Source organism: Sphingobium estronivorans, assembly GCF_008692605.1.
Lineage (GTDB): Bacteria > Pseudomonadota > Alphaproteobacteria > Sphingomonadales > Sphingomonadaceae > Sphingobium > Sphingobium estronivorans.
Genome location: NZ_LFCT01000032.1, coordinates 1 through 22,826 on the forward strand (window position 1 = coordinate 1; position 22,826 = coordinate 22,826).

At 64.0% G+C, this 22,826-nt stretch carries 29 protein-coding genes; 7 read left to right on the top strand and 22 right to left on the bottom strand.

The genetic code is table 11. From position 1 onward, the window contains the following. Positions 1-670: 670 nt before the first annotated feature. Positions 671-1,288, top strand: a complete 618-nt coding sequence (locus F7P65_RS19345; RefSeq protein WP_150294713.1) for a 5'-methylthioadenosine/S-adenosylhomocysteine nucleosidase — start codon at positions 671-673, stop codon at positions 1,286-1,288. Between the two features lie 28 nt (positions 1,289-1,316). Here F7P65_RS19345 and F7P65_RS19350 read toward each other — a convergent pair whose 3' ends face one another. The 4 genes from F7P65_RS19350 to petA form a co-directional block, all read right to left on the bottom strand. Beyond that, positions 1,317-1,853, bottom strand: a complete 537-nt coding sequence (locus tag F7P65_RS19350; protein ID WP_150294715.1) for an adenine phosphoribosyltransferase — start codon at positions 1,851-1,853, stop codon at positions 1,317-1,319. 69 nt (positions 1,854-1,922) lie between these two features. Continuing rightward, positions 1,923-2,771 (bottom strand): cytochrome c1, encoded by an 849-nt coding sequence (locus tag F7P65_RS19355; RefSeq protein ID WP_150294717.1) that lies wholly within the window; start codon positions 2,769-2,771, stop codon positions 1,923-1,925. A 15-nt stretch (positions 2,772-2,786) separates the two neighbouring features. Next, positions 2,787-4,079, bottom strand: a complete 1,293-nt coding sequence (locus F7P65_RS19360) for a cytochrome b (protein WP_150294719.1) — start codon at positions 4,077-4,079, stop codon at positions 2,787-2,789. 11 nt (positions 4,080-4,090) lie between these two features. Further along, complete coding sequence (gene petA, locus F7P65_RS19365) at positions 4,091-4,672, bottom strand: ubiquinol-cytochrome c reductase iron-sulfur subunit (protein WP_150294721.1); 582 nt, start codon at positions 4,670-4,672, stop codon at positions 4,091-4,093. A gap of 197 nt (positions 4,673-4,869) precedes the next feature. Between petA and F7P65_RS19370 the strand changes: the two genes are divergently transcribed. The 3 genes from F7P65_RS19370 to F7P65_RS19380 are packed head-to-tail and all read left to right on the top strand — an operon-like array spanning position 4,870 to position 6,792. Beyond that, positions 4,870-5,340, top strand: a complete 471-nt coding sequence (locus F7P65_RS19370; protein ID WP_150294723.1) for a tRNA (cytidine(34)-2'-O)-methyltransferase — start codon at positions 4,870-4,872, stop codon at positions 5,338-5,340. After that, positions 5,337-6,200, top strand: a complete 864-nt coding sequence (hemF, locus tag F7P65_RS19375) for an oxygen-dependent coproporphyrinogen oxidase (protein ID WP_150294726.1) — start codon at positions 5,337-5,339, stop codon at positions 6,198-6,200. The genes F7P65_RS19370 and hemF overlap by 4 nt, the downstream gene beginning before the upstream one ends. Before the next feature lie 7 nt (positions 6,201-6,207). After that, positions 6,208-6,792 (top strand): GNAT family N-acetyltransferase, encoded by a 585-nt coding sequence (locus tag F7P65_RS19380; RefSeq protein ID WP_150294728.1) that lies wholly within the window; start codon positions 6,208-6,210, stop codon positions 6,790-6,792. Here the strand turns inward: F7P65_RS19380 and F7P65_RS19385 are convergent. Continuing rightward, positions 6,789-7,574 (bottom strand): glycerophosphoryl diester phosphodiesterase membrane domain-containing protein, encoded by a 786-nt coding sequence (locus tag F7P65_RS19385; protein ID WP_150294730.1) that lies wholly within the window; start codon positions 7,572-7,574, stop codon positions 6,789-6,791. The two genes, F7P65_RS19380 and F7P65_RS19385, sit on opposite strands and share 4 nt — an antisense overlap. 77 nt (positions 7,575-7,651) lie before the next feature. Here F7P65_RS19385 and lipB point away from each other — a divergent pair, with 77 nt between their 5' ends. The 3 genes from lipB (at position 7,652) to F7P65_RS19400 (ending at position 9,493) form a co-directional block, all read left to right on the top strand. Continuing rightward, positions 7,652-8,365 carry a lipoyl(octanoyl) transferase LipB gene (gene lipB / locus F7P65_RS19390; protein WP_150294732.1) on the top strand — a complete coding sequence of 238 codons (714 nt, stop codon included), beginning with the start codon at positions 7,652-7,654 and terminating at the stop codon, positions 8,363-8,365. 64 nt (positions 8,366-8,429) lie between these two features. After that, complete coding sequence (locus F7P65_RS19395; protein ID WP_150294734.1) at positions 8,430-8,726, top strand: hypothetical protein; 297 nt, start codon at positions 8,430-8,432, stop codon at positions 8,724-8,726. A 74-nt stretch (positions 8,727-8,800) separates the two neighbouring features. After that, entirely contained in the window at positions 8,801-9,493 is a 693-nt protein-coding gene (locus F7P65_RS19400; protein WP_150294736.1) for a hypothetical protein, read from the top strand. 165 nt (positions 9,494-9,658) lie between these two features. Here F7P65_RS19400 and queE read toward each other — a convergent pair whose 3' ends face one another. From queE to F7P65_RS19485, 17 genes are all read right to left on the bottom strand, one after another. Continuing rightward, positions 9,659-10,306 carry a 7-carboxy-7-deazaguanine synthase gene (gene queE, locus F7P65_RS19405; protein ID WP_150294738.1) on the bottom strand — a complete coding sequence of 216 codons (648 nt, stop codon included), beginning with the start codon at positions 10,304-10,306 and terminating at the stop codon, positions 9,659-9,661. A gap of 4 nt (positions 10,307-10,310) precedes the next feature. Then, positions 10,311-11,003 carry a 7-cyano-7-deazaguanine synthase QueC gene (gene queC / locus F7P65_RS19410; protein ID WP_150294740.1) on the bottom strand — a complete coding sequence of 231 codons (693 nt, stop codon included), beginning with the start codon at positions 11,001-11,003 and terminating at the stop codon, positions 10,311-10,313. Positions 11,004-11,050: 47 nt separating this feature from the next. Then, positions 11,051-11,443, bottom strand: coding sequence for a DUF3617 domain-containing protein (locus F7P65_RS19415; RefSeq protein ID WP_150294742.1), 393 nt, complete (start codon positions 11,441-11,443; stop codon positions 11,051-11,053). Positions 11,444-11,535: 92 nt separating this feature from the next. After that, positions 11,536-12,447, bottom strand: coding sequence for an Hsp33 family molecular chaperone HslO (hslO, locus tag F7P65_RS19420; protein ID WP_150294744.1), 912 nt, complete (start codon positions 12,445-12,447; stop codon positions 11,536-11,538). Positions 12,448-12,522: 75 nt separating this feature from the next. Further along, the gene (gene argF / locus F7P65_RS19425) at positions 12,523-13,452 is read right to left on the bottom strand and encodes an ornithine carbamoyltransferase (protein ID WP_150294746.1); all 930 of its coding nucleotides are present in this window, start codon (positions 13,450-13,452) and stop codon (positions 12,523-12,525) included. 45 nt (positions 13,453-13,497) lie between these two features. Continuing rightward, positions 13,498-14,691: an aspartate aminotransferase family protein gene (locus F7P65_RS19430; protein WP_150294749.1), complete on the bottom strand. Its 1,194-nt coding sequence runs from the start codon at positions 14,689-14,691 to the stop codon at positions 13,498-13,500. Positions 14,692-14,935: 244 nt separating this feature from the next. Beyond that, positions 14,936-15,334: a flagellar export chaperone FliS gene (locus tag F7P65_RS19435; RefSeq protein ID WP_150294751.1), complete on the bottom strand. Its 399-nt coding sequence runs from the start codon at positions 15,332-15,334 to the stop codon at positions 14,936-14,938. 21 nt (positions 15,335-15,355) lie between these two features. Beyond that, positions 15,356-16,804: a flagellar filament capping protein FliD gene (fliD, locus tag F7P65_RS19440; RefSeq protein WP_150294753.1), complete on the bottom strand. Its 1,449-nt coding sequence runs from the start codon at positions 16,802-16,804 to the stop codon at positions 15,356-15,358. A gap of 194 nt (positions 16,805-16,998) precedes the next feature. Continuing rightward, a complete protein-coding gene (locus tag F7P65_RS19445) occupies positions 16,999-17,457 on the bottom strand; it encodes a hypothetical protein (protein WP_150294755.1) in 459 nt (152 codons plus the stop codon). 94 nt (positions 17,458-17,551) lie between these two features. Then, positions 17,552-18,691 (bottom strand): flagellar type III secretion system protein FlhB, encoded by a 1,140-nt coding sequence (gene flhB / locus F7P65_RS19450; protein WP_150294757.1) that lies wholly within the window; start codon positions 18,689-18,691, stop codon positions 17,552-17,554. Positions 18,692-18,694: 3 nt separating this feature from the next. Beyond that, the gene (gene fliR / locus F7P65_RS19455) at positions 18,695-19,477 is read right to left on the bottom strand and encodes a flagellar biosynthetic protein FliR (RefSeq protein WP_150294759.1); all 783 of its coding nucleotides are present in this window, start codon (positions 19,475-19,477) and stop codon (positions 18,695-18,697) included. Further along, positions 19,474-19,746 carry a flagellar biosynthesis protein FliQ gene (fliQ, locus tag F7P65_RS19460; protein ID WP_150294761.1) on the bottom strand — a complete coding sequence of 91 codons (273 nt, stop codon included), beginning with the start codon at positions 19,744-19,746 and terminating at the stop codon, positions 19,474-19,476. Before fliQ ends, fliR begins: the two co-directional genes overlap by 4 nt. Positions 19,747-19,756: 10 nt before the next feature. Next, positions 19,757-20,485, bottom strand: coding sequence for a flagellar type III secretion system pore protein FliP (gene fliP, locus F7P65_RS19465; RefSeq protein ID WP_240334401.1), 729 nt, complete (start codon positions 20,483-20,485; stop codon positions 19,757-19,759). Positions 20,486-20,531: 46 nt separating this feature from the next. Next, on the bottom strand, positions 20,532-20,795 hold the full coding sequence (locus F7P65_RS19470; RefSeq protein WP_150294765.1) for a FliO/MopB family protein: 264 nt from the start codon (positions 20,793-20,795) through the stop codon (positions 20,532-20,534). 76 nt (positions 20,796-20,871) lie between these two features. Next, positions 20,872-21,210: a flagellar motor switch protein FliN gene (fliN, locus tag F7P65_RS19475; RefSeq protein ID WP_150294767.1), complete on the bottom strand. Its 339-nt coding sequence runs from the start codon at positions 21,208-21,210 to the stop codon at positions 20,872-20,874. Then, positions 21,207-22,091 carry a flagellar motor switch protein FliM gene (locus F7P65_RS19480; RefSeq protein ID WP_150294769.1) on the bottom strand — a complete coding sequence of 295 codons (885 nt, stop codon included), beginning with the start codon at positions 22,089-22,091 and terminating at the stop codon, positions 21,207-21,209. The genes fliN and F7P65_RS19480 overlap by 4 nt, the downstream gene beginning before the upstream one ends. 51 nt (positions 22,092-22,142) lie before the next feature. Next, positions 22,143-22,808, bottom strand: coding sequence for a flagellar basal body-associated FliL family protein (locus F7P65_RS19485; RefSeq protein WP_150294771.1), 666 nt, complete (start codon positions 22,806-22,808; stop codon positions 22,143-22,145). Between the last annotated feature and the right edge of the window lie 18 nt (positions 22,809-22,826).

The following is a 22,826-nucleotide window of genomic DNA, read 5'->3' on the forward strand; positions in this document are numbered from 1 at the left end:
AGTCATTTTATGAGTTTACGGCCTAAGGCAGCCATCCAATATACTGCGAAATCTGAAAGGGAATTCAACTTTGAGCGAATTGGGCAAATTCCGGGCAAGCGCGCCGAGCCGATTCGCTATCAAATTGATTTTAAACAATAAAATCACAACCACCCATCGCATTGACATCGCAGGGGTCGCAAGTTCAATCCTTGCCTTATGCGGACCACGCATCTGCGATATCGATGGAGGCCGTATGAGAAAATTATCTCATTGCTGGGTTTTCTGAGGCGGAGAAGCGGGGTCGAACCCGCTTTACAAGCCTGAACGGGCAGGTGCATCGCCAAGCGCTTTGCCATGCAGCTATACCGGCCTGTCAGGAGAACGACCCTGGCAGTTTTGCACGGTCTTCATCAATACACGAGCACCACGGCCCACCTTAGAAATTCGCCCTCGACGCGCTGAAGGAATTGCCGACAGTGTCGGCAAAGCCGTCTTCACCCGCCCGAGACATGCCTAGGGCGCAGATGTGACCTAATTTGCCCAAGTGCAAAGGCTTCCTCTATCTGGCGGTCATCATGGATTGGGTGAGCCGGAAGGGGCTGACCTCGCTACCGATACGTGCTTAAGCGCATTTCGGGCCCGGCTGCCCTGCCCAGATGAACGAAGAGACGAAAAAGAGGGGACGACCATGGCCTGTGCCGCAACGATTGCCAACAAGCAAGTTCTGTTCGTCATGGCAGTGGAGAATGAATATGGCCCACACCTTAAGACCCGCTTCGATCCGCTGATGATCGGCGTCGGCCCGGTGGAGGCCGCGCTCAACACGGACCTTGCGCTTCAGCAACTGGATCAGGACCGAAACCTGCCCGATCTCGTCGTTTCGCTGGGATCGGCGGGATCGCGTGTCTGCGCCGTGGGTGACGTTTATCAGGTCGCCAGTGTGTCCTGGCGCGACATGGATGCTTCTCGCCTGGGCTTTCCGAAGGGCGTCACGCCCTTTTCCGATCATCCCGCCGAACTGCCGCTGCACACACCGCTGGAACTGCGCGCTGCGCGGCTTTCCACCGGCGCGAATATCGTGGGCGGCGAGGATTATGCCGCGATCGACGCCGACATGGTCGACATGGAAACCTTTGCGGTGGTCCGTGCCTGCCAGCGTTTCAGCGTGCCGGTCATGGGGCTGCGCGGCATTTCTGACGGCCCCGGCGAATTGTCGGACATGCTGGGATGGACGCAATTGCTGGCGCTGCTTGACCAACGGCTGGCAGAGGCGGTCGACATGCTGGCGGATGCCTTGCGGCCATAAACCCACCAAAAGGTGCACGACCGCCCGTTCAGTGCCCTTCAAAGGCGATGATCGCGGTCGATGACACGCCATCGGCTTCCAGAGCCGCCATTCCGCCCAGATCGGGCAGGTCGATGGCGAACAGCGCCATCAGCACCGACGCCCCCTGCTCACGAATCAACTGCGCCGCCGCCAGCGCCGTGCCGCCGGTCGCGATCAGATCATCGACCAGCAGCGCCCGTGCACCCTCGGGAATCTGCCCCTCATGAAGTTCCAGCCGGTCGGTGCCATATTCCAGCACATAATCGATGCCAACGGTCTTGCCCGGCAGCTTGCCTTTCTTGCGCACCGGCACAAAGCCCGCGCCCAGCGCATGGGCCAGCGCCGCCCCCAGGATAAAGCCCCGTGCCTCGATCCCGACGATCAGGTCCGGGTCCAGCGGTCGGGCAACCGCCGCCATGCGCTCGATCAGTTCGGCCAGCCCCTGCCCGTCCGCCAGCAAGGTGGTGATGTCCCGGAACTGGATACCCGGCTTGGGGAAGTCGGGAATGGTGCGGACCAGGGCCGCCAGACTGTCAGCGCTCATACAAGCCTTCAAAAGAAAAGGGGGCCCGGTTTCCCGTGCCCCCTGCGATGTTTCTGTTGCAGGCCGCGATCAGGCGGCCTTTTTCTTGTCCGCCCAGATATTCTGATAGGCCATATAAGCCAAGCCCGTTGCGATCAGCAGGAAGAAGATCGTCGCCAGGCCCGCACGGCGGCGGTTTTCCAGCTTGGGTTCGGCGGTCCACGTCAGGAAGGCCGCAACGTCCTGCGCCATCTGGTCGACGCTCGCCTTGGTGCCGTCGCCATAGGTCACCTGGCCATCGGCCGTCAGCGGCGGCGCCATGGCAAGGTTCAGGTTGGCGAAATAGGGATTGTAGTGCAGCCCCTGCGGCGTCTTGGCATCGGGAAATTCCTTCAGCAACTCTGCCGGCTGCGGCTGGAAGCCGGTGATCAGCGAATAGACATAGGCGCTGCCATGATGGCGGGCCTTGGTCATCAGCGACAGATCCGGCGGGATCGCATTGTTGTTCGCCGCGGCCGCCGCGACGTTGTTCGCGAAGGGCTTGGGGAAATAATCCGCCGGCACCGGCGCGCGGGTCGACATCTCGCCCGTCTTGGGATCGACGTCGGGGGTCTTGATCGCCCAGTTCTTGGCGATCGCCTTGATCTCCGCATCATTATAGCCAATGCCCTTGAGATCGCGGAACGCCACGAATTTCAGGCTGTGGCAGGCCGAGCAGACCTCCTTGAACACCTGGAACCCGCGCTGCAACTGCGCCTGATCGAACGTGCCGAAGGGCCCGTCGAACGAGAAGGACACATGTTTGGGATCGCGGTGGAATTCATGCTCCACCGTGACCGCCGGCGGCTCGGTGACATAGGCCACCGCGCCGACCAGGAAGGAAATCAGCAGCCAGCCGGAAAAGAAGAGGCCGACAAGAAATGCGCCGATGCGAACCATGTTCTGTCTACCCCCTTATTCGGCCGGGACCGCGACGGGTTCGCCGTCGGTCTTGCCATATTTCGCCAGCACTGCCTCGGTAATCGAATTGGGCAGCGGCAGCGGTTTTTCGAAGCGCGAGATAAGCGGCAGGATGATCAGGAAGTGCGCGAAATAATAGGCCGCGGCCACCTGCGAGATCATCACATAGGGTTCCGCCGCCGGCGCGCCGCCGCAATAGCCCAGGATCAGCACGTCAATGATCAGGATCCAGAAGAATTTGCGGAAGGTCGGCCGGTAGCTGCCCGAACGCACCGCCGAGGTATCGAGCCAGGGCAGGAAGAAGAGCAGCAGGATCGACGCGAACATCGCCAGCACGCCCAGCAGCTTCGCCGGCACGAAGAAGAAGTCCACCGTGAAGGCACGCAGGATCGCGTAGAAGGGCCAGAAATACCATTCCGGCACGATATGCGCAGGCGTCGAGAGCGGGTTCGCCTCGATATAGTTATCGGGGTGACCCAGATAGTTGGGCGCGTAGAACAGCAGGATCGCGAACAGGATCAGGAACACGCCCGCCCCGAAACCGTCCTTCGCGGTGTAATAGGGATGGAAGGGCACAGTGTCCTGCGGTCCCTTCACTTCCACGCCGGTCGGGTTGGACGAGCCGGGAATATGCAGCGCCCAGATGTGCAGGATCACGACCGCCGCGATCACGAAGGGCAGCAGGAAGTGCAGCGAGAAAAAGCGGTTCAGCGACGCGTTGCCGGGTGCGAAACCGCCTAGCAGCCAGGTCTGGATCGGCTCGCCCACTACGGGGATCGCGCCGAACAGGCCGGTGATGACCTTCGCGCCCCAATAGCTCATCTGTCCCCAGGGCAGCACATAGCCCATGAAGGCGGTCGCCATCATCAGCAGGAAGATGACGAGGCCCAGCAGCCACACCATTTCGCGCGGCGCCTTGTAGGACCCGAAATAGAGGCCGCGGAAAATGTGGAGATAGACCACGATGAAGAAGAAGCTGGCGCCGGTCGCATGGGCATAGCGCATCAGCCAGCCCGCGTTCACGTCGCGCATCGTCTGTTCGACAGTGGCGAAGGCCACGGCGGTATTGGCGCCATAATGCATCGCCATGATGATGCCGGTGACGATCTGGATCATCAGCGCCAGCCCTGCGAGCACGCCGAAATTCCAGAAATAGTTGAGGTTGCGCGGCACCGGATAGCCCGCGCCCACGGCGTTGTAGACGAGGCGCGGCAACGGCAGCTTCTCGTCGACCCACTGCATCACCGGATGCTTGGGGGTATATTGCTCAGCCCAAGGAAAGCTCATCTTCTACCCCCTCAACCCACAAGAATGGCAGTATCGGAAGTGAAGCTGTACTTCGGCACTTCCAGGTTCTTAGGCGCGGGGCCTTTGCGGATACGGGCGGCAGTGTCGTAGGAAGACCCGTGGCAGGGGCAGAAATAGCCACCGAATTCGCCGCGATTCTCACCCTCGCCCGCGCCCAGCGGCACGCAGCCGAGATGGGTGCAGACGCCCATGGTGATCAGCCACTGCTTCTTGCCGTCGACGGTCCGCTGCTCCAGCGTCTGCGGATCGCGCAGGGAGGCAATGTCGACCTTGTCGGCCTCGGCGATTTCCTTGTCGGTCAGATGCCGGACGAAGAGCGGCTGCGACCGGAAAGTCGTCTTGATCGCCTGTCCGGGCTGGATGGAGGAAAGATCAACTTCGGTCGACGCCAGCGCCAACACGTCCGCACTGGGGTTCATCTGATCGATCAGCGGCACCACGACCGCGACCGCGCCGACACCCGCGAAGCTCACGGCGGCGATGTTGATGAAATCGCGGCGGCGAACCCCGTCGCTGCCACTTCCACCGGAGACGGTGGCCCCTTCACTCTCCATATGTTCAACGATCGCCATGCACCTCAACCCTTGCAAGAACGTCTCTGGCCCCGCCGCATCGCCGTCTTCAGCTATGATGTTCGGAAGATCCGCAGACGCCCATGCAAATGGATGCCGCCTTTCCCCCTTTGGCGCGGTTTGAAGGCCTGATAACCGTAGGATGCGTCATTTGCCAAGCAATTTAGACGGGCTATGAGAATTTGCCGCGCTGTTCTATGGCGCGCGCCATGCGTATTGCCCTTTATCAACCCGAAATCGCCGGCAATGTCGGGGCCATTTTGCGCCTTGCCGCCTGTTTTTCCGTGCCGGTCGACATCATCATGCCGATGGGATTCGCCTTTTCCGACGCGAAGCTGAAGCGGGCCGCGATGGATTATGGCGCCTCCGCCGATGTCACGCGCCACGCCAATTTCGAGGCCTTCGATGCCGTTCGCCGGGCCGAGGGGCGGCGGCTGATGCTGATGAGCAGCCACGCCTCCCAACGCCTGCCCGATGTCGAATTTCGTGACGACGACATTCTTCTCATGGGGTCGGAGAGCGCCGGAGTCCCCGACGCTGTGCGCGATTTGGCCGATGTCCGCGTGCGTATTCCAATGGCGCCGGGCTTCCGGTCCTTGAACATCGCCGTTTCCACGGGCATCGCGGTTGCCGAAGCCCTTCGCCAGACTGGAAGTTTCCCGCAATGAGCCTGATCCTCGACCCGCAACAGCAAGCCGCCCGCACCTGGTTCGAGTCGCTGAGAGATCGCATCTGCGCCGAATTCGAGGCGATCGAGCGCGAGGCGGGATCGGACGCCCGCTTCGACTATCTCGCCTGGGACCGCGAAGCGCCCGACCTCGCCCCGGGAGAAGGCGGCGGCGGCGTGCGCGGCGTCATGAAGGGCAAGGTGTTCGAAAAGGTCGGCGTCAATGTCTCGACCGTGAGCGGCACCTTCTCGCCCGAATTCGCCAAGACCATCCATGGCGCGGGCGAGGACCCGAATTTCTTCGCCACCGGCATCAGCCTGGTCGCGCACATGGCCAATCCGCATGTCCCCGCCGTGCACATGAACACGCGCTATCTGGTGACATCGAAGCGCTGGTTCGGCGGCGGCGCGGACCTCAACCCCCCGCTTCCCCGCGATGAGGACACCGCCCATTTCCATGCCGTGCTGAAGGCCGCCTGCGACGCCCATGACGCGCATCATTATCCCCGCTTCAAGGCATGGGCCGACAATTATTTCTTCATTCCCCACCGCGGCGTCCATCGCGGCGTCGGCGGGATTTTCTACGATCATCTGGAATGCGCGGACGAAGCCGCTTTCGACGCCAATTTCGCCTTCACCCGCGATGTGGGCGAAGCCTTCCTCAAGGCGTTTCCGCCCATCGTCCGGCAGCGGATGCAGGAAAGCTGGTCGGAGGAGGATTATGCCCAGATGCTGGAATGGCGCGGGCGCTACGCCGAATTCAACCTGGTGCATGATCGCGGCACGCTCTTCGGGCTCAAGACCGGCGGCAATATCGACGCGATCCTGATGAGCCTGCCGCCCATGGCGAGCTGGAGCTGAGCCTTATATGAGCCTCAGCCCCGTCGCCAACGACCAGATCGCGACCATCGTCACCCATTTGGAGATGCGGGACAGGCCACGGCCTGCCCCCATCCCGCCCGCGCCGCTTCGGCTGGTGCCGTGGAAGGCGCCGACGCTGGAGAGCTATCGCGCACTGTTCCGGCGGGTGGGCGAACCGTGGCTCTGGTTCTCCCGTCTGGCGATGCCCGATGAGGAATTGAGTGCGATCGTCCATGATCCCGCCGTCGAGATCTACGCCATCACCGATCCGCGCGGCGTCGAGGTCGGGTTGCTGGAACTGGATTTCCGGTCGATGCCCGACTGCGAACTGGCCTTTTTCGGGCTGGTCCCGGATCTGAACGGCAAGGGCTTGGGCAAATGGCTGATGGCGCAGGCCAAGGCTTTGGCATGGCGCAAGGACGTAACCCGCTTTTGGGTGCACAGCTGCACGCTGGACAGTCCGGCGGCGCTCGGTTTCTACCGCAAGTCAGGCTTCGTCCCCACGAAGCGCGAGGTCGAAATGTTCGCCGACCCCCGCCTCGCCGGCCTGTTGCCGCGCGACGCCGCGCCGCATGTGCCGTTGCTGGGTTAGCGCTCCGACGCCTGACGGTACAGCCGGGACAGCATCACCAGCATATAGACCTGCACCACGGTGGAGACGGCGGCAGCCGCCACCCCGCCGATCAACCGCGCACCGTCGGTGCCCGCAATCAGGCGGCCCATAATGCCGAACACCGCCTGCGCGGCCGAACTGGCGATCAGCGACACCAGCGTCAGCACCGCGATCAGGCCCAGCAGATGCCAGAAATGGCCCTTGGTCAGCCCCCAGCTCCGCTTCAGCGAGGCGACGACGCCCTCCTGCCCATCGATCACCACCGGGTTGAGCAGCACTAGCCGCACGCCGACGAAAGCCAGCACCGCCACCATCGCCACCCCGAGCAACGGCGCCAGCAGACCGGGGGACACAGCGGCGATCACCATTCCCACGAGGGTCAGCACGATCAAAGCCAACGCAATCGCCCCCCCGGCGACAAAGCTGGTCCCGATCAGCACGGGCAAGCGCGCCAGACTGAGGCGCAGCGCCTCTCCCACGCTGATACCGGGCCGCAACGCCAGCGCGAACAGCGCCAACGATCCGAACCAGATGAGCAGCGCCGTCAGCAGCATCGCCAGCCCATAGCTGGCAGGTATCTGCGGCAGCGCGCCGCGCGGCTGCGACGCGGCCCAGGCGGTCAGTTCAGGCGGCGTCATCTCGCCCAATATGACACTGGGCAAGGCGATGAACAGCAGGGCGACGGGAAACAGCAGGCTGCTTTCGCGCGAGACGAAGGCGACCGCCTCCTCCCAAGCCTTGCCGATGGACATTGTCGCCATATCTTTACGCCCTGTGATACGATGGAAAAACGCGCAGGAGACTTGATCGCTCGCTCGCGCCAAGTCAAGGAACCGCCATGTCGTCCCTGCCCACATCCGCCGCCGTCCAAGGCATTGAATGGCGCGTCGAAAACACGCCCGTCGACTATCCCGTCGCGCTCGCGGACATGGAGGCGCGGGCGGCTGCGATCTTCGAAGGTCAGGCCAGCGAAAGGGTCTGGCTGCTGGAGCATCCGCCGCTCTACACGGCGGGTACCAGCGCCAATCCAGCCGAATTGCTCGACCCCCGCTTTCCCGTGCATGATGCCGGACGCGGAGGCCGATATACCTATCATGGTCCCGGCCAGCGTATCGGCTATCTCAACATCGACCTGCGCGAACGCGGCAAGGATGTGCGCAATTTCGTCCATCATCTGGAAGGCTGGATGATCGACGGCTTGAGCGATCTCGGCATCGCCGCCCGCCGCGCGGAGGGCCGCATCGGCATCTGGACCGATGACCGGGACGGGCGGGAGGCAAAGATCGGCGCGCTCGGCATCCGGGTGCGGCGCTGGGTCACGCTTCACGGTTTTTCGATCAATGTCGATCCCGACCTGTCCCATTTCGGGGGCATCGTGCCGTGCGGTATAGCCGAATATCCGGTGACCAGCATCGCCGCATTGGGCATGAAAGCGTCCATGGCGGAACTGGATGCAGCCCTTGAGCGTCATTTCCCTGCCTTTGTCAGCCGCCTGCGCCGCTGCCCCACCGACGATGGGGCGGGGGTTGAGCAATGCGGAACGGCCCGCTAGGGTCGCGGCTTTCGCCAGGTGGGGGGCTACCGGGCATGCTGAAACAGGCTTGATGGAGACCCGGATGCGCCTTGACGCGAAGATGGTTTGTACGACGCTGATTTTGTCCGGCTGCATGGCGCTGGCGGCCTGCGGCGGCAAGGAAAAGAACACGACCGCCGTTCCGATGAATCATATGGAGGTGGTCGACGGCACTGCCACGGACGCCATGACCGATCTGGACGGCGTGCAGAGCGAAGGCGGCGCCCTGGCGCTGCCCGCGAACCGCAGCGACAACGCCGCCGCGCGCACGACCGCGCCGAAGCCGAAGGGCGGCGAGGAAAAACCGGCGGCGGATACCGAAGTTCTCTCCGATCAATAGGCTGGCGCCGACATTCAGGCGTGATACAGACAGAGACAATATTTCTTGCAGCCTTGTTTCCAGAGGGGATTTCGATGACATTCCGTTCCACCGCGCGCCGCGCTGCTCTGGGATTGACGGCGTTGGCCATGCCCCTGCTCGCCCAACCGGCCACGGCGCAATTTTTCTGGTCGCCGCCCGATTTCTCGACCCCGCCGCTGACCGATGCGGAGGCGGCGACCGCGCTTGGCCTCCCCGGCGCCAATGCGGCGGAGATCAAGGCAGGGCTGGTGTGGAACCTGCGCGCGGCGCTCAATGTCGCGGCGCTGCAATGCCAGTTCGAACCCACGCTGCTGTCGATCAGCAATTATAACGCCATGATCGCCCATCACGACGCCGAACTTGATGCGGCGCAGACCGCGCTGCTCGGTTATTTCCAGCGCACCGTGGGCAAGGGCAAGCCCGGCCAGATGGCGTCCGACCAATATGGCACGCGCATCTATTCAGGCTATTCGACCGTGCAGGCGCAGCGCGGCTTCTGCCAGGCGGCGGCGCTGGTCGGGCGGCAGGCGATCTTCGCCCAGCGCGGCACGCTCAATGAAGTGGCCCGCAACGGTCTGGGTTCGATCAAGAAGTCGCTGATCCTTGCCGGCGAGCAATTTTACGGCGATCCGGGCCGCAGCTATTCGCTGGCATTGCCCTCCTTCGATCCCAAATGCTGGAAGAAGGGCAAGCTGCTGCCGGCCTGCCAGATGGCGTGGAACCAGAAAACCGGCGTTCAGCCCTAATAGCAAGGCGCGATGAGTTTGACTCATCGGACCTTGGTAAAGCCCGCGCGGCGCCTGAGCGAAACCCACTTGTGATCGGTCGAAGACCGAGCGCGATGGTATAAGCGGCAATTAACGCGCTCCTGCGCGAGCGGGAGCGTGTGCCGATGCGGCAAGCGGAAGCTTCTACCGCAATCCCAGATATTTATGGGATTGCAGGCTCAGCCGCCAGCGCGGCCGGTCCATCACCAGATCCACCGCCGCCTGCGCATTCCGCGCCGCATCCGGATCGTCCAGCGGCTGGATCAGCAGATGGTCGAAGGCCCAGCCCTCCATGTCCTCGACATCGGCCAGGCTGTGCCCCTGCCCCGGCTGGGGCCAGACCAGCTTCAGTTCGTTGCCGCTGCGCTGCACCACGTCGCTCCCGGCCTTTGGGCTGATGCAGACCCAGTCCAGCCCCGGATGCGCGGGCAAGGTGCCGTTGCTCTCGACCGCGATGGCAAAGCCCCGCTCATGCAGCGCATCGACCAGCGCATCGTCGATCTGGAGCATCGGCTCTCCGCCGGTCAGCACGATGTAGCGCCCGTCCTGCCCCTCGCCCCAAAAGGCAAGGGCCGCATCCGCCAGACCGTCCGCATCCGCGAACTTGCCGCCGCCATCGCCGTCCGTGCCGACGAAATCGGTGTCGCAGAACTGGCAGATCGCGCTCGCCCGGTCCTGCTCCCGCCCGGTCCACAGGTTGCATCCGGCAAAGCGCAGGAACACCGCCCGGCGCCCGGCATGGACGCCTTCGCCCTGAAGGGTGAGGAACATTTCCTTGACCGCATAGCTCATGGCGTCAGGGCTTCACCGCATAGATCGTCGGATCGGGCAGGCCCGCTTCCTCGAACCCCTTGGAGCGCAGGCGGCAGCTGTCGCACAGGCCGCAATGCTTGCCGTCGGGCGTCGGATCGTAGCAGGACCAGCTCAGTCCCGCGTCCAGCCCCAGCCGATGCGCCTCCCGCACGATGTCGGCCTTGCTCATATGCTGGAGCGGCGCGTTGATGTGGATGGGATTTCCCTCCACCCCAGCCTTGGTGGCCAGCGTCGCCATTTTCTGGAAGGCGTCGATGAATTCGGGGCGGCAATCGGGATAGCCCGAATAATCCAGCGCATTGACGCCGATGAACACGTCGCTCGCCCCAGCCACCTCGGCCAGACCCAGGGTCAGCGACAGGAAGATGGTGTTGCGCGCAGGCACATAGGTGATGGGAATATCGGGACCGACCCCCTCTTTGGGCACGGCAATGTCCGCGGTCAGCGCCGACCCGCCAAAAGCCGTCAGATCCAACGGCAGCACGATATGCGACATGGCGTTGAGCGCCGAAGCAATACGCCCCGCCGCCTGCAATTCCAGACGATGCCGCTGATTATAATCGATCGACAAAGCGAACAGCCGGTAACCGGCCTCGCGCGCCAGCCCGCCCGCGACCATGGAGTCGAGCCCGCCGGAGAGCAGGACGACGGCGAATTTTCCGCTATTGGCAACCATAAGCGTCGCGCTACCCTTCCCGGCGCGCCAGTGCAAGCGAGTCGGCCTTAATGGCAGGCCCCGACCCAGCGCCCCTCCAGAGCGAAATCGAAGGGCGCGCCATCGGCAATGCCCTGCGACATTATCTGCACCAGCCGGGACGTTTCGATGCGAAGGTCGGTCCGGCCATTGCCCGCCGCGCCGCATTCATAGGTGATAACAAGCCGCTTGGGCGTGTCGTTCACGGTAAAGCTCTTGCAGCCATGCCCGTCATGGCGGCGTTGCAGAAGCTGGCTCAGCTGAGACACGCAGAGCTTACGGACCGCGCCCGTCCCCCGCTCCCGCAATTCCCATTCCCCCGCTTCCAGCCCCTTGGCCAGGCGCGGCGCAGGACCCGCCGCGTGAACGGCGGCCGCCATCGCCATCATCAACACCGCCGCAAGGGCGCATCGTCCTGCCATCGTTCCGATCCCCCCGTCAGATCGCCTGTTCCGCATCAATCCTGCCCGCCAAATGCGGCAATTTGATAGCAGGGATTGCATCGGGCCGCGGGCTACTCCGCCGCCGCGAAACTGTCGAGCGCCACCGGGAACAGCCGCGAACAGAAAGCGCAATCGACCCCGATAATCCCCTGATCGTCGGCCATCTCCGCCCGCTCGGCCGCCGGAAACCGGCCGATGACGCTGCGGATATGGCCCAGATCGCAGCGACACCCCTTGGTCAGCACGGTCGGATCGGTGACCCGCACCTCATCCTCTTCATGAAACAGCCGCCAGACGATGTCGGTCAGTGGCAGATCGCCATCGGTCAGTTCCGCATCCTTCAGCGTGTGCGCCAGCGCCTGCACATGCTCCCATTCGGGATGGTCATGGCGGACATGCAGCCGTTCGCGTCCCACCTCGCCCTCGGGCAGATGCTGGAGCAACAGGCCGGCGGCCAGACACCCCTCGCCCGCATCATGGCGGGTCGCGATCTGGATGATGCTGGGGATCTGTTCGGACTGGAAGAAATAATGTTCCGCCGCGTCCGCCAGCGATTCGCCGTCGAGCGGCACAATCCCCTGATAGCGCTCGCCGCTCGCTGCCTGATCGAAAGTGACGGCGAGATAGCCCTTGCCGAACAGCCCGAACAGCGTCGGGTCGGCCCCCAGTTCGGCCAACCGGTCAGCGTCGAACTTGGCATAGCCGCGCAGTTCGCCGCCCTTATAGTCAGCGACCAGCAGGCTGACGACGCCATTTTCGGTCTGCGCCTGCAAGGTGAGCTGCCCGCCCGCATCCTTGAGCGTCGAACCGAGCAAGGCCGCCAGCACCAGGGCAGACGCGAGCAGCCGCTCGATCTGCGGCGGATAGGCATGGGCGGCGAGAACATCGTCGAGGACCGGCCCCAGCCGCACGATCCGCCCCCGCGTATGGCGTGAGGGGATGGTGAAGCCAAGGGCCTGGTCGAGTGAGGCGGTAGAGGTCAAATCAAGCTCCGTGCGGCCCACCGTCAGGCGGGCCAATCATATAAAGGCGCTAAGATAGGATCGCCGCCATCAAACTCAACCGAGACGGCCCAACGCCCACAGCAGCACCGACTTCTGGGCATGGATGCGGTTCTCCGCCTCGTCCCAGATCACCGATTGCGGCCCATCGATCACCGCTTCCACCACTTCCTCGCCGCGATGGGCAGGCAGGCAGTGCAGGAACTTGGCGGACGGCTTGGCCCGCGCCATCAATTCGGGCGTCACCTGATAGGGCATCATCGCCGCCAGCTTTTCCTCGGCATGGGCCTGTCCCATGGAAATCCAGGTGTCGGTGACCACGATGTCCGCGCCGCTGACCGCGGCCTGCGGATCGCGGCTGCGGGTGATGGTCGCGCCGCGCGTGCGGGCTTCGACCTCGAACGACGGATCGGGATCATAGCCCTCCGGCACGGCGATGCGCACGTCGAACTGCATCAGACCCGCCGCCTCCACAATCGAATGCAGCACATTATTGCCGTCGCCCAGCCAGGCCCACTGGCTGCCCGGCAAGGCCACGCCATGCTCCACCACGGTCAGCAGGTCCGCGACGATCTGGCAGGGATGCGACAGGTCGGTCAGGCCGTTGATGACCGGAACGCTGGCATGATGCGCCATTTCCTCGATCTTCGCATGATCGTCGGTGCGGATCATGATGGCGTCGCACATGCGGCTGAGCACGCGCGCCGTGTCGGCCACCGTCTCGCCCCGGCCCAACTGGCTGGTCGCGCCGTCCAGGATCAGCGAGGTGCCGCCCAGTTGGCGGATCGCCATGTCGAACGACACGCGGGTCCGGGTCGAATTCTTCTCGAAGATCATCGCCAGCGTATGGCCGGCCAGCGGCGCATCCGCATCGGCCTGCCCCTTGGGCCAGCTCTTGCGCGCCGCCTTCCGGTCGATGGCATCGGCAATCATGGCGGCAATCGCGTCACCGCCTGCGTCACTCAAATTCAGGAAATGTCTGGTCATGAGGAATCCCCCATCGGCCCGTTCGCTCACGCGAACGGGATTGGTTCAGGCCGCAGCCTCCGCAAAACTCCGCGCCCCGGCGGACAGCTTTTCGATGCATTCGGCGATATGGCTTTCCTCGATCACGAGGGGCGGCAGGATGCGCACGACATTCTGCCCCGCCGACACCGCGAGCAGGCCATGATGATCCCGCAGATGCGCCACGAAGTTGCGCGCATCGTAACCATCCGTCATCTTGACGCCCAGCATCAGGCCCATGCCGCGCACATCCTCGAACATGCCGTCATGATTGGGGATCAACTGCTCCAGCGCCGAACGCAGACGCGCGCCCATCGCCTTCACATGGTCGAGGAACCCCTCGCCCAACACCTCGTCCAGCACGGTCATGCCGACCGCCATGGCCAGCGGATTGCCGCCATAGGTCGAACCATGGGTGCCGAACACCATGCCCTTGGCCGCTTCCTCGGTCGCGAGGCAGGCGCCCAGCGGGAAGCCCGCGCCGATGCCCTTGGCGACCGCCATGATGTCCGGCGTCACGCCATATTGCTCATGGGCGAAGAAGGTGCCGGTGCGGGCATAGCCGCACTGCACTTCGTCCAGGATCAGCAGCATGCCCTTTTCGTCGCACAGCTTGCGCAGGCCGGAGAGGAACTCTTGCGTCGCCGGGGTTACGCCGCCTTCGCCCTGCACCGTTTCCACCAGGAAACCGGCGGTATTCTCATCGACGGCGGCCGTCGCGGCCTCCAGATCGTTGAACGGCACCACGGTGAAGCCGGGCAGCAGCGGCTCGAAGCCGTCGCGCATCTTGGGCTGGCTGGTCGCGGAGATCGTGCCCAGCGTCCGCCCATGGAAGGCGTTGTCGAAGCTGATGATCCTGTGCCGATGGGCCTCGCCATTGGCATAATGATAGCGGCGCGCGGTCTTGATCGCGCATTCCACCGCTTCGGCCCCCGAATTGGTGAAGAACACCGTATCGGCAAAGGTCGTGTCGACGAGACGCTGCGCGAACGTCTCGCCCAGCGGCATGCCGTAGAGGTTCGACGTGTGCATCAGCGTCGCGGCCTGATCGGCGATGGCCTTGACCAGCTTCGGATGGCCGTGCCCCAGCAGGTTGACCGCGATGCCGCTGGCGAAATCCAGATACCGCTCGCCGCGTTCCCCGATCAGGTAGCAGCCCTCGCCTCGGACCGGGCGTACATCACACCGGGGGTAAACGGGCATGAGCGGCGTAATCGACATGGGCCTTCCCTTCTGGGCTGATGTAAACAGGTTCCGAAACGCAAAAAGGCGGCCCCCGCCGGGCCGCCCTTTGCGAGCGCTGCCTATACAAGGACGCACCCTGAGGCGCAACCCGCTACGATAAAGCGCGGGTCAGGCGCTTATACCAACCCGCCAAGATGCCGACGCATCACGGATTGGAAATGCTCAAGCGCCGCACGGGCTTAATCAGGGCGCCATGAGTCAAGCTCATTGCCCCTTGCTATTATTGGCCGATCTGGCTCCAGGCGTCGGCGATTTCCCCGATCATCGCGCGGGCCTGCTCCACCGGCTCGGCGCTGTGCTCCTTGGCCCCGGCCAGCAGCAGGCGGCGCGCCTCGCGATAGATTTGCGCCAGGCCGGTCGCAATGTCGCCGCCCTTGTCGAAGTCCAGGCTCGATTCCAGCGCGAACAGGATCGACATGGCCCGGGCCTGCTTGTCCGACACCTTGAGCCGGTCGCCATTGCGTTCGGCCAGCGCCGTGGCGTCCAGCGCCAGCTGCAACTCGTCGAACAGCACCTTGACCAGGGCATGAGGGGTCGCGCCCTCGATCCGGCTGCCGGTGTGGACCGCCGCATAACGCCGCGCTGCCGCGCCGCCGAAACCGCCATGATTATAGAACATGATCTTCCTGACCCTCTTTTATCAATCGTTGCTCTTGGTCCACATCGCCACCTGTTGCGTCAGGTAGCTCTGCGTCGCCTTGAAGGCGGACAGCCGGTTTTCCATGACCGAATAGACCTTGGTCAGCTGCGTCTGATAGTCCGCCATCTGGGTGTCGAGCTTGTCGAGCTGGTCGCTCAGATTGCTCGCCAGCGCCTTGTACCTGGCCTGAGATGCGGCGAGCGGGCCGCCATCCTTCTGGCTATTGTCGCGCACCTTGTCCATCAGGCCGGCGAGACCGATATTGGTCGCGGTCTTGACCGAGGGATTCAGCATCTGCGTGATGGCCTTGGGGTCCGCCGCCATCACCTTGTCCAGCGCCGCCGTGTCCAGCGACAGCGTACCGTCGCGATTGGTGCTGACGCCCAGATCGTTCAGCGTCTTGTAGGGGCCGGTGGCGGTCAGTTGCGCCGACACCATCTGCGACAACTGCCGCTTCATGTCGCGGATCGACGCTTCGCCGTTCAGCACGCCCGCGGTCGATGCGTCGGTGCCGGTCGCCGTCGCCGTGTTCAGCGCCTTCATCAGCGTGTTATAGGCGTCGACGAACTCGACCATCAGGTCGCGCATGGAGGTGGTCGGCTCGGTCGTCGCCAGCGTGACGCTGGTGCCCGGCGCCGCCTTGTTAAGGTCGATGCGCAGATTGGGGATGGCGGTGTCGATGGTGTTGGCGGCATAATGCTGCTCCACCCCGTCGAGCAGGATGATCGCATCCTTGGGCTGCCCGGCCGAACTCATCGTGCTGCCGGAAACCGGGCCGGCCGAAGACCAGGCGAACCGGGACAGGTCCGCACCGGTCGTTGCATCCGTTGTCGAAGAAACGGTGGTCAGCGAGAAATCGTTCGCCGCGCCGGTCGGCCCCTTGAGCATCAGCCGCGTGCCCTGCGAATCCGTGACGACCGTCGCGGTAACGCCGGCCCCCGCATTGTTGATGGCAGCCGCCAGGCCCGTGTAGCTGTTATTGGTGGCGTCGATCTTGATGGAAACGGCATTGCCGCTCCCGACCTTCAGCGACAGCTCCCCGACGCCGACGGTGGCCGCCGCGCCCTGCGATGCGTCCTGATTGGCGTTGACCGCGGAAACCAGCGTCCGGGCCGAGGCCAGCTGCTGCACCTCAATCTGCGCGGGCAGGCCCGTCGGCGTCCCGCCGGGCAGCGCGCTGACCGCGACGATGCTGGTGTCGTTGGACGCAGGCGTGCCGGAATAGCCGGTGCCCGCCAGCAGGCTGTTCAGCGCATCGGCAAAGGTGTCGAGCGAACTGGAGGCGGAGGCCAGCGCGGAAATGCGCGCGCTGTTCAGCGACTGACGGCTGGTGATCGCATTCTGCTTCGGCTCCCTGGCCGCGCTGACCAGGCTGGACACGAGCGAGGAGGTATCGATGCCCGACCCCGCGCCAAGCGCCGTCAAGATGCTGCTGCTCACCGAAGTCATGGGCCGTCCTTTCACATGCAAGAACGGCCCTAGGCCCAAGACCTTTAGGAATGATTTTCATCGCCCGCCGCAAAAGCGGAAAAGCGCGCGTCATACCATCGCGCTCGGTCTTCGATCGATCACAAGTGGGTTTCGCTCAGGCGCCGCGCGGGCTTTACCAAGATTCGATGAGTCAAACTCATCGCGCCTTGGTATCAGACCCCGGCCGAGACGATCTGGTCGACGGCCCCGCGCCCCATATGGGCCTGCGCGGCATGGGCCAGCGCGGCCTGTTCGGCTATGCGCCGGGCAATGCGGATGGAACTTTCCACCGCTTCCTTCGAAGCGGGCGGCAGGGGCACCAGCACCTGCGGCGATGGCAGCATCGACTGGATTTCCTCCGCCGCGCCGTCCACCGTGGCGGTGCTGCCCTGCGTGCTCAGTTCCGCCAATATGCCCGCTATGCGGGCATGGACCCTGGCATATTCGGCGCTGCTGGCGATGCGGCCTTCCGGCGATGCCGGATCGTCAGTGGCGGCCTGCGACGCCGATCCGCCCTGCCGGCGCATCAGGGCGGCACCGGAAACCGGAGCGACCGGCGGCACGGCCGCCGGCGCACGGGTGTTGCTGCGCTCAACCGGCGGTAGTTCGCTCCGTGAAAAATAGTCGTTCATGACGCACCATCCTAATGCGTCCCCATGAACATTATACGGACAATAAGCCCTAAACTTGGGTTAAGCATCCGCCTGTTCCGCAAGCCAGCTGGATTTACGGCATTTTTTGGCCGTCCGCGTCGAAACGCAGATCGTCCGGCACGGTGATGAACGGCCGGTCCATCTCGCCAGCCATGCGATTCTCCACGCGAAAGACGAAGGCCAGCACGGTCGCAACCGCCATGTAGAGGCCCTCGTTCACGATCTGCCCGGCGCGCGAGGTGAAGTAGATGGCGCGCGCCAGTTCGGGATATTGCAGCACCGTCACGCCATTCTGGTCGGCCAGTTCGCGGATCGCCGCCGCCACCGCGTCGCAACCGCGCGCCACCACGACCGGCGCGGCGTCCTGCCCCGGCTTGTAGCGCAGTGCGACGGCGAAATGGGTCGGGTTGGTGATGATGACGCTGGCCTCGGCCACGGCCTGGCGGGTGGACCCGCTCAGCACCTCGAACTGGCGGCGGCGGATATGGCCTTTCAGTTCGGGCGAGCCTTCGCTTTCCTTATGCTCATCCTTGATTTCCTGCTTGCTCATCGACAGCCGCTTGGACCGCTGCATGAGCTGCGCGGGCACGTCGATGCCCGCGATCAGGAACAGCCCCCCCGCCATCACCAGGCAGGTCATGATGAACATATTGCCCAGGTCCGACATGGCGGGCGCCAGCCCGGATCGCCCAAGGCCGATGATCTCGCTCATCCGGTCCCAGATCATCCAGACGCCGATGGCGCCCAGCAACGACACCTTGGCGATCGACTTGAGGAGTTCGATAAGGCCCTGCATACCGAACATGCGCTTGAGACCGGAGGCGGGATTGAGCTTCGACGCCTTGGGCGCGAAGGCGCCGGGACGAAAGCCGAGCGACCCCAGCAGCGCCGGCCCGGCAATCGCCGCGATCAATGTCGCCAGCATGATCCCCGCCACCGGCAGCGCGATCCCCGACAACAGGCTGAAACCCCGGTCGGCGGGCGCGAAATTGACGATATCCTCGCGACTGAAGCGCAACGCCTGCACCAGCATGTGCGACAGCGATTTCACGACCGACGGTCCGGTGACCGCAATCCACCCGATTCCCGCCATCACCACCAGAGCGGTGGCGAGATCGCGGGACTGGAGGATGTCGCCGTTTTTCGCGGCGTCCTTGAGTTTCTTGGCTGTCGGTTTTTCGGTCTTTTCACCGCCGCCATTGCTCTCCGCCATGGTTCAGCGCCCTTCCGCCAGGCTTTGCGCCTGATCCAACCCGGCCTTGAGCGCGATGGTGATGCCCTCGCCCATGATCGGCACGGTCATCGCCAGCAGGATCAGCCCCGCCATCAGCGCCACCGGCATGCCCACCGCGAACAGGTTGAGCGCGGGCGCCGTGCGGGACAGCATCCCCATGACGATCTGCACCAGCACCAGCGCGAACCCGACCGGCAACGCGATGGTCAGCCCCGCGCCGAGCAAGGCGCCGCCAAATTCGACCAGATGCCAGACCGCATCATTGCTGAGCATCGCGCCGTTGGGCGGGATCGCCTGATAGCTCTGCACCACGAAACTCACCAGCATCAGATGCCCGTCCATGGCGAGCAGCAGGAAGGTGGAAAGGATCGAGAGGAACTGCCCTACCGCCTGCGTCGCCTGACCCGAGGACGGATCGACCATCGCCGCGAAATTCAGGCCCATGGTGTTGCCGATGGCCTCCCCCGCGACCAGCGCGGCGGCATAGCCGATCTGCACGGCAAAGCCCATGGCGAGGCCCGCCAGCACTTCGCCCGCGACCAGCATGATGCCCTCGAAACTGGCGACGCCATCGGCAGGAAGCTGGATATGCACGCTGTTGAGCGCCGCCATGCCCAGGGCCAGCGACAGGATCAGCCGCAATTGCAACGGCACCGCCGGCGCGCCGAAAACGGGCGCCGCCATGAAGGCCGCGCCCGGACGGATCATCGCGATCAGCCAGATCCACAGCTGGACTTCCACATGGGCGAAGCCCGGCGCGATCATTGCAGCAGGTCCGGAATGCGCTCGAAAATCTCGCGCGTGAAGTCCGCGATCAACACCATGATCGACCCGCCGAAGATCACCAGCATGGCGCCGACGATCAGGATCTTGGGGATGAAGCTCAGCGTCTGCTCGTTGATCGAGGTCGCCGCCTGGATCATGCCGATCAATACGCCCGCGACCAGCGCCGGAATCAGGATCGGCGCTGCCGCCAGCGCCGTGATCCACAGCGCCTGCTGCGCCAGCCCCATGAAGAAATCGGCGTTTTCCATGCCCGCGCGCCTATGTTGCGAAGGAGCCGGCCAGCGATCCCATGGTCAGCGCCCAGCCATCCACCAGCACGAACAGCAGCAGCTTGAACGGCATGGAGATGATCGTCGGGGACAGCATCATCATGCCCAGCGCCATCAGCGTGGAGGCCACGACAAGGTCGATGATGAGGAACGGCAGGAAGATCATGAAGCCGATCTGGAACGCGGTCTTCAGTTCCGACGTCACGAAGGCAGGCAGCAGGATCGAAAAGGGGATGTCGGCGGGCGACCTGAACGCGGGCGCCTCAGCCAGATTGGCGAACAGCTTGAGGTCGGTCTCGCGCGTCTGCTTGGTCATGAAGCCGTGCAGCACCTTGCCCGAACGGCCCACCGCCTCCTCAATGGAAATCTGCCCCTTGCCATAGGGATCGAAGGCCTGGGCGTTGATCTGGTCGACATAGGGCCGCATCACGAACAGCGACAGGAACAGGGTCAGCCCGACCAGCACCTGATTGGGCGGCGTCTGTTGCAGGCCGAGCGCCTGACGCAGCAGCGACAGGACGATGAGGATGCGGGTGAAGCTGGTCATCATGAGCACCAGCGACGGCAGCACCGTCAGCAGGCTCATCAGGATCAGGATTTGCAGGCTCAGCGACAGCGAACGGCCATCGCCCGAAATCTGCCCCATGGCCTTCGTCAGCGCGCCGCCATTGTCGACGGGCGCGGCCTGCGCGACCGTCTGCGCCAACGCCGGTTCCATCAGCAGCAGTGCGGCGGCCAGACCCAGGCCGCCGATCAGAAGCCGTTCAGCGCGCACGATAGGGGTCGCCTTCCGCGATCTTCTCAATGCGGCCACGGGTCACGGAGAGCAGGATTTTCTTCCCCTCGAACTCCACCACGGCGAGCTTGCCGAACGTCCCCATCGGCAAGGCTTCCAGCACTTTGAGGGAGCGGTCATTCTGCCCGGCCATCATGCCGGGTTGATATTTGCGCCACAGCCACAGCGCGCCGAAGGCCATGCCCCCCACCAGCGGCAACAAGATCAGCAGCTTGACGAAGTACCAGATCATGAACGGGCTTTCGAGATGATGGTTAATCCGTCACGCGGTCTGCCAATGTTGGCGCGCAAGGCAAGCGGTAATTCGTTCACCCGCGCCGTTCGACACCGGCAAGCCGCGTTTCGGTCGCCGCGATCTCAACGATGCGGATGCCGTAGCGACCATTGACCGTCACCACCTCGCCCTTGGCGATCAGCGCGCCATTGACCATGATGTCCAGCAGATCGTCGGCCTGCCGGTCCAGTTCCACCACGCTGCCTTCGGCAAGGTCCATGACCTCCGCCAGACGCAGCGAGGTCGACCCGACCTCCACCGACATGCGGACGGGAATGTCCGCCAGCAGACGAAATTGCCGGTTGTTCACCATGCGGCTGATGCTGTCCTCACCCCCATTGTCGAGGCGCGGGGCTTCACTCATATCGCTCATTGTCCGGGTTCCTGTGCAAGCTTTTCAATCTGGAATGCGGCGCGGCCGTCCTGTTCGCCAATGGAACCATGGGCGACAATGCGGTCGCCCACGATCAGCGGCAGGCTGCGGTTGATGGTCACGGGAATGACGTCCCCGGCCTTGAGCTGCATCAACTCGGCCAGAGACAGATTGGGACGCGCCAGCACAGTGCGGGCGGGCAGGCGGATGTCGCGCATCCGCGTGGCGATGCGCGCCTGCCAGACGGGATCGGTGCGTTCGTCATCGACCGGAACCTTCGCCCCCATCAGCGGCTCGACGGCGCGCAGTCCGGCCAGCGGAAACAACAGATCGATCGGCCATTCATGCTCTCGGCTGATGCTCAGGATAAAGCGTTGCAGCACCATCTGCTCGCCCGGCTGCGCGGCGGCGGCGAAGCCCACGCCCGTCTCGCGCACGATCAACCCCGGTTCGACCGTCAGCATGTCAGCCCAGCATTCCACCAGCCGGGCCATGAAGGCATCGGAAATGCGGGCGATCAGCCGGTCTTCGGTCGGCGTGAACTCGCCGCGCGCGGGCAGCGGCCGGTTGCCGATGCCGCCGTAGAAACAGTCGACCAGGGTCGAGATCATCGCCGCGTCCAGCCGCAGCAGCACCTGCCCCTTGAGCGGCGCGAGGCGATAGACGCCAATGCTGGAGGAAGCGGGCACATCGACGCTCCATGCGCCGAATTCCAGCGCCTTGGCGTCCCGCGCGGTGACAAGCGGACGCACCCCGGCAATCGGCTCGATCAAGGCACGAAGACGCCGGCCGAGCTTTTCGCCCAGCCGGTCCAGCCCTGACAGCATCAGCGGCGCCTGCGATTCCCCCCGCCCGAGGGCGTAGGCTTGAACGTCGGTCATTTCAGTCCCCTGCCGTCACGGGCGAGGGACGTCCCACGCGTTCAGGCAGCCCTATTGAATAACGAAATTGGTAAAATAAACGTTATCGACGCCACCATAGCCCGTCTTTTGCTTCAAAATGTCGTTAATGATGGTCTTGATCTTGCCCTGAAGCGCCCTTTTGCCCTCCGGGGTGGACAGCGTCTCGACCGGCTGTTCGGCCAGCATCATCAGCACCTGGCTGCGAATCGCCATCTCATGGGTCTTGATCGCCTCGACCACGCGAATGTCGTAATAGGTCGAAATGGCGATGGAGATCTGCGCGAACGCGTCCGTGTCCGACATGTTCGAGGTGAAGGGCGTCTGAAGCTGGAAATAGGTCGCCTGATAGGCCGCCGGATTGGCCGGGGTGGGCAGGTCGATGCCCTTGGCCGGGATGTGGATGCCGGAGGGCACGTGGCTGCTGCCGCCCCCGCCGCCGCCCCCATGGCCGCCTTCCTTCTCCCCGCCGCCGCTAAACCCATGGGCCTTGGCGACTTCTTCCGCGCTTTCGCCCGCCAGGACGAGCACGGGCTTGTTCGGGTCTTCCTTCGGCCCTTCTTCCTTGTGGCTGAAGAAACCGGCGGCATAGAGCCCGCCCGCCGCGCCGGCCCCACCGACCACCATGGCAATGACGATCAGCAGGATCATCTTCATGCCCCCGCCCTTTTTCTTCTTCGGCTTCGCGTCGTCACTCATGAAAATCGGTCCCCCGTC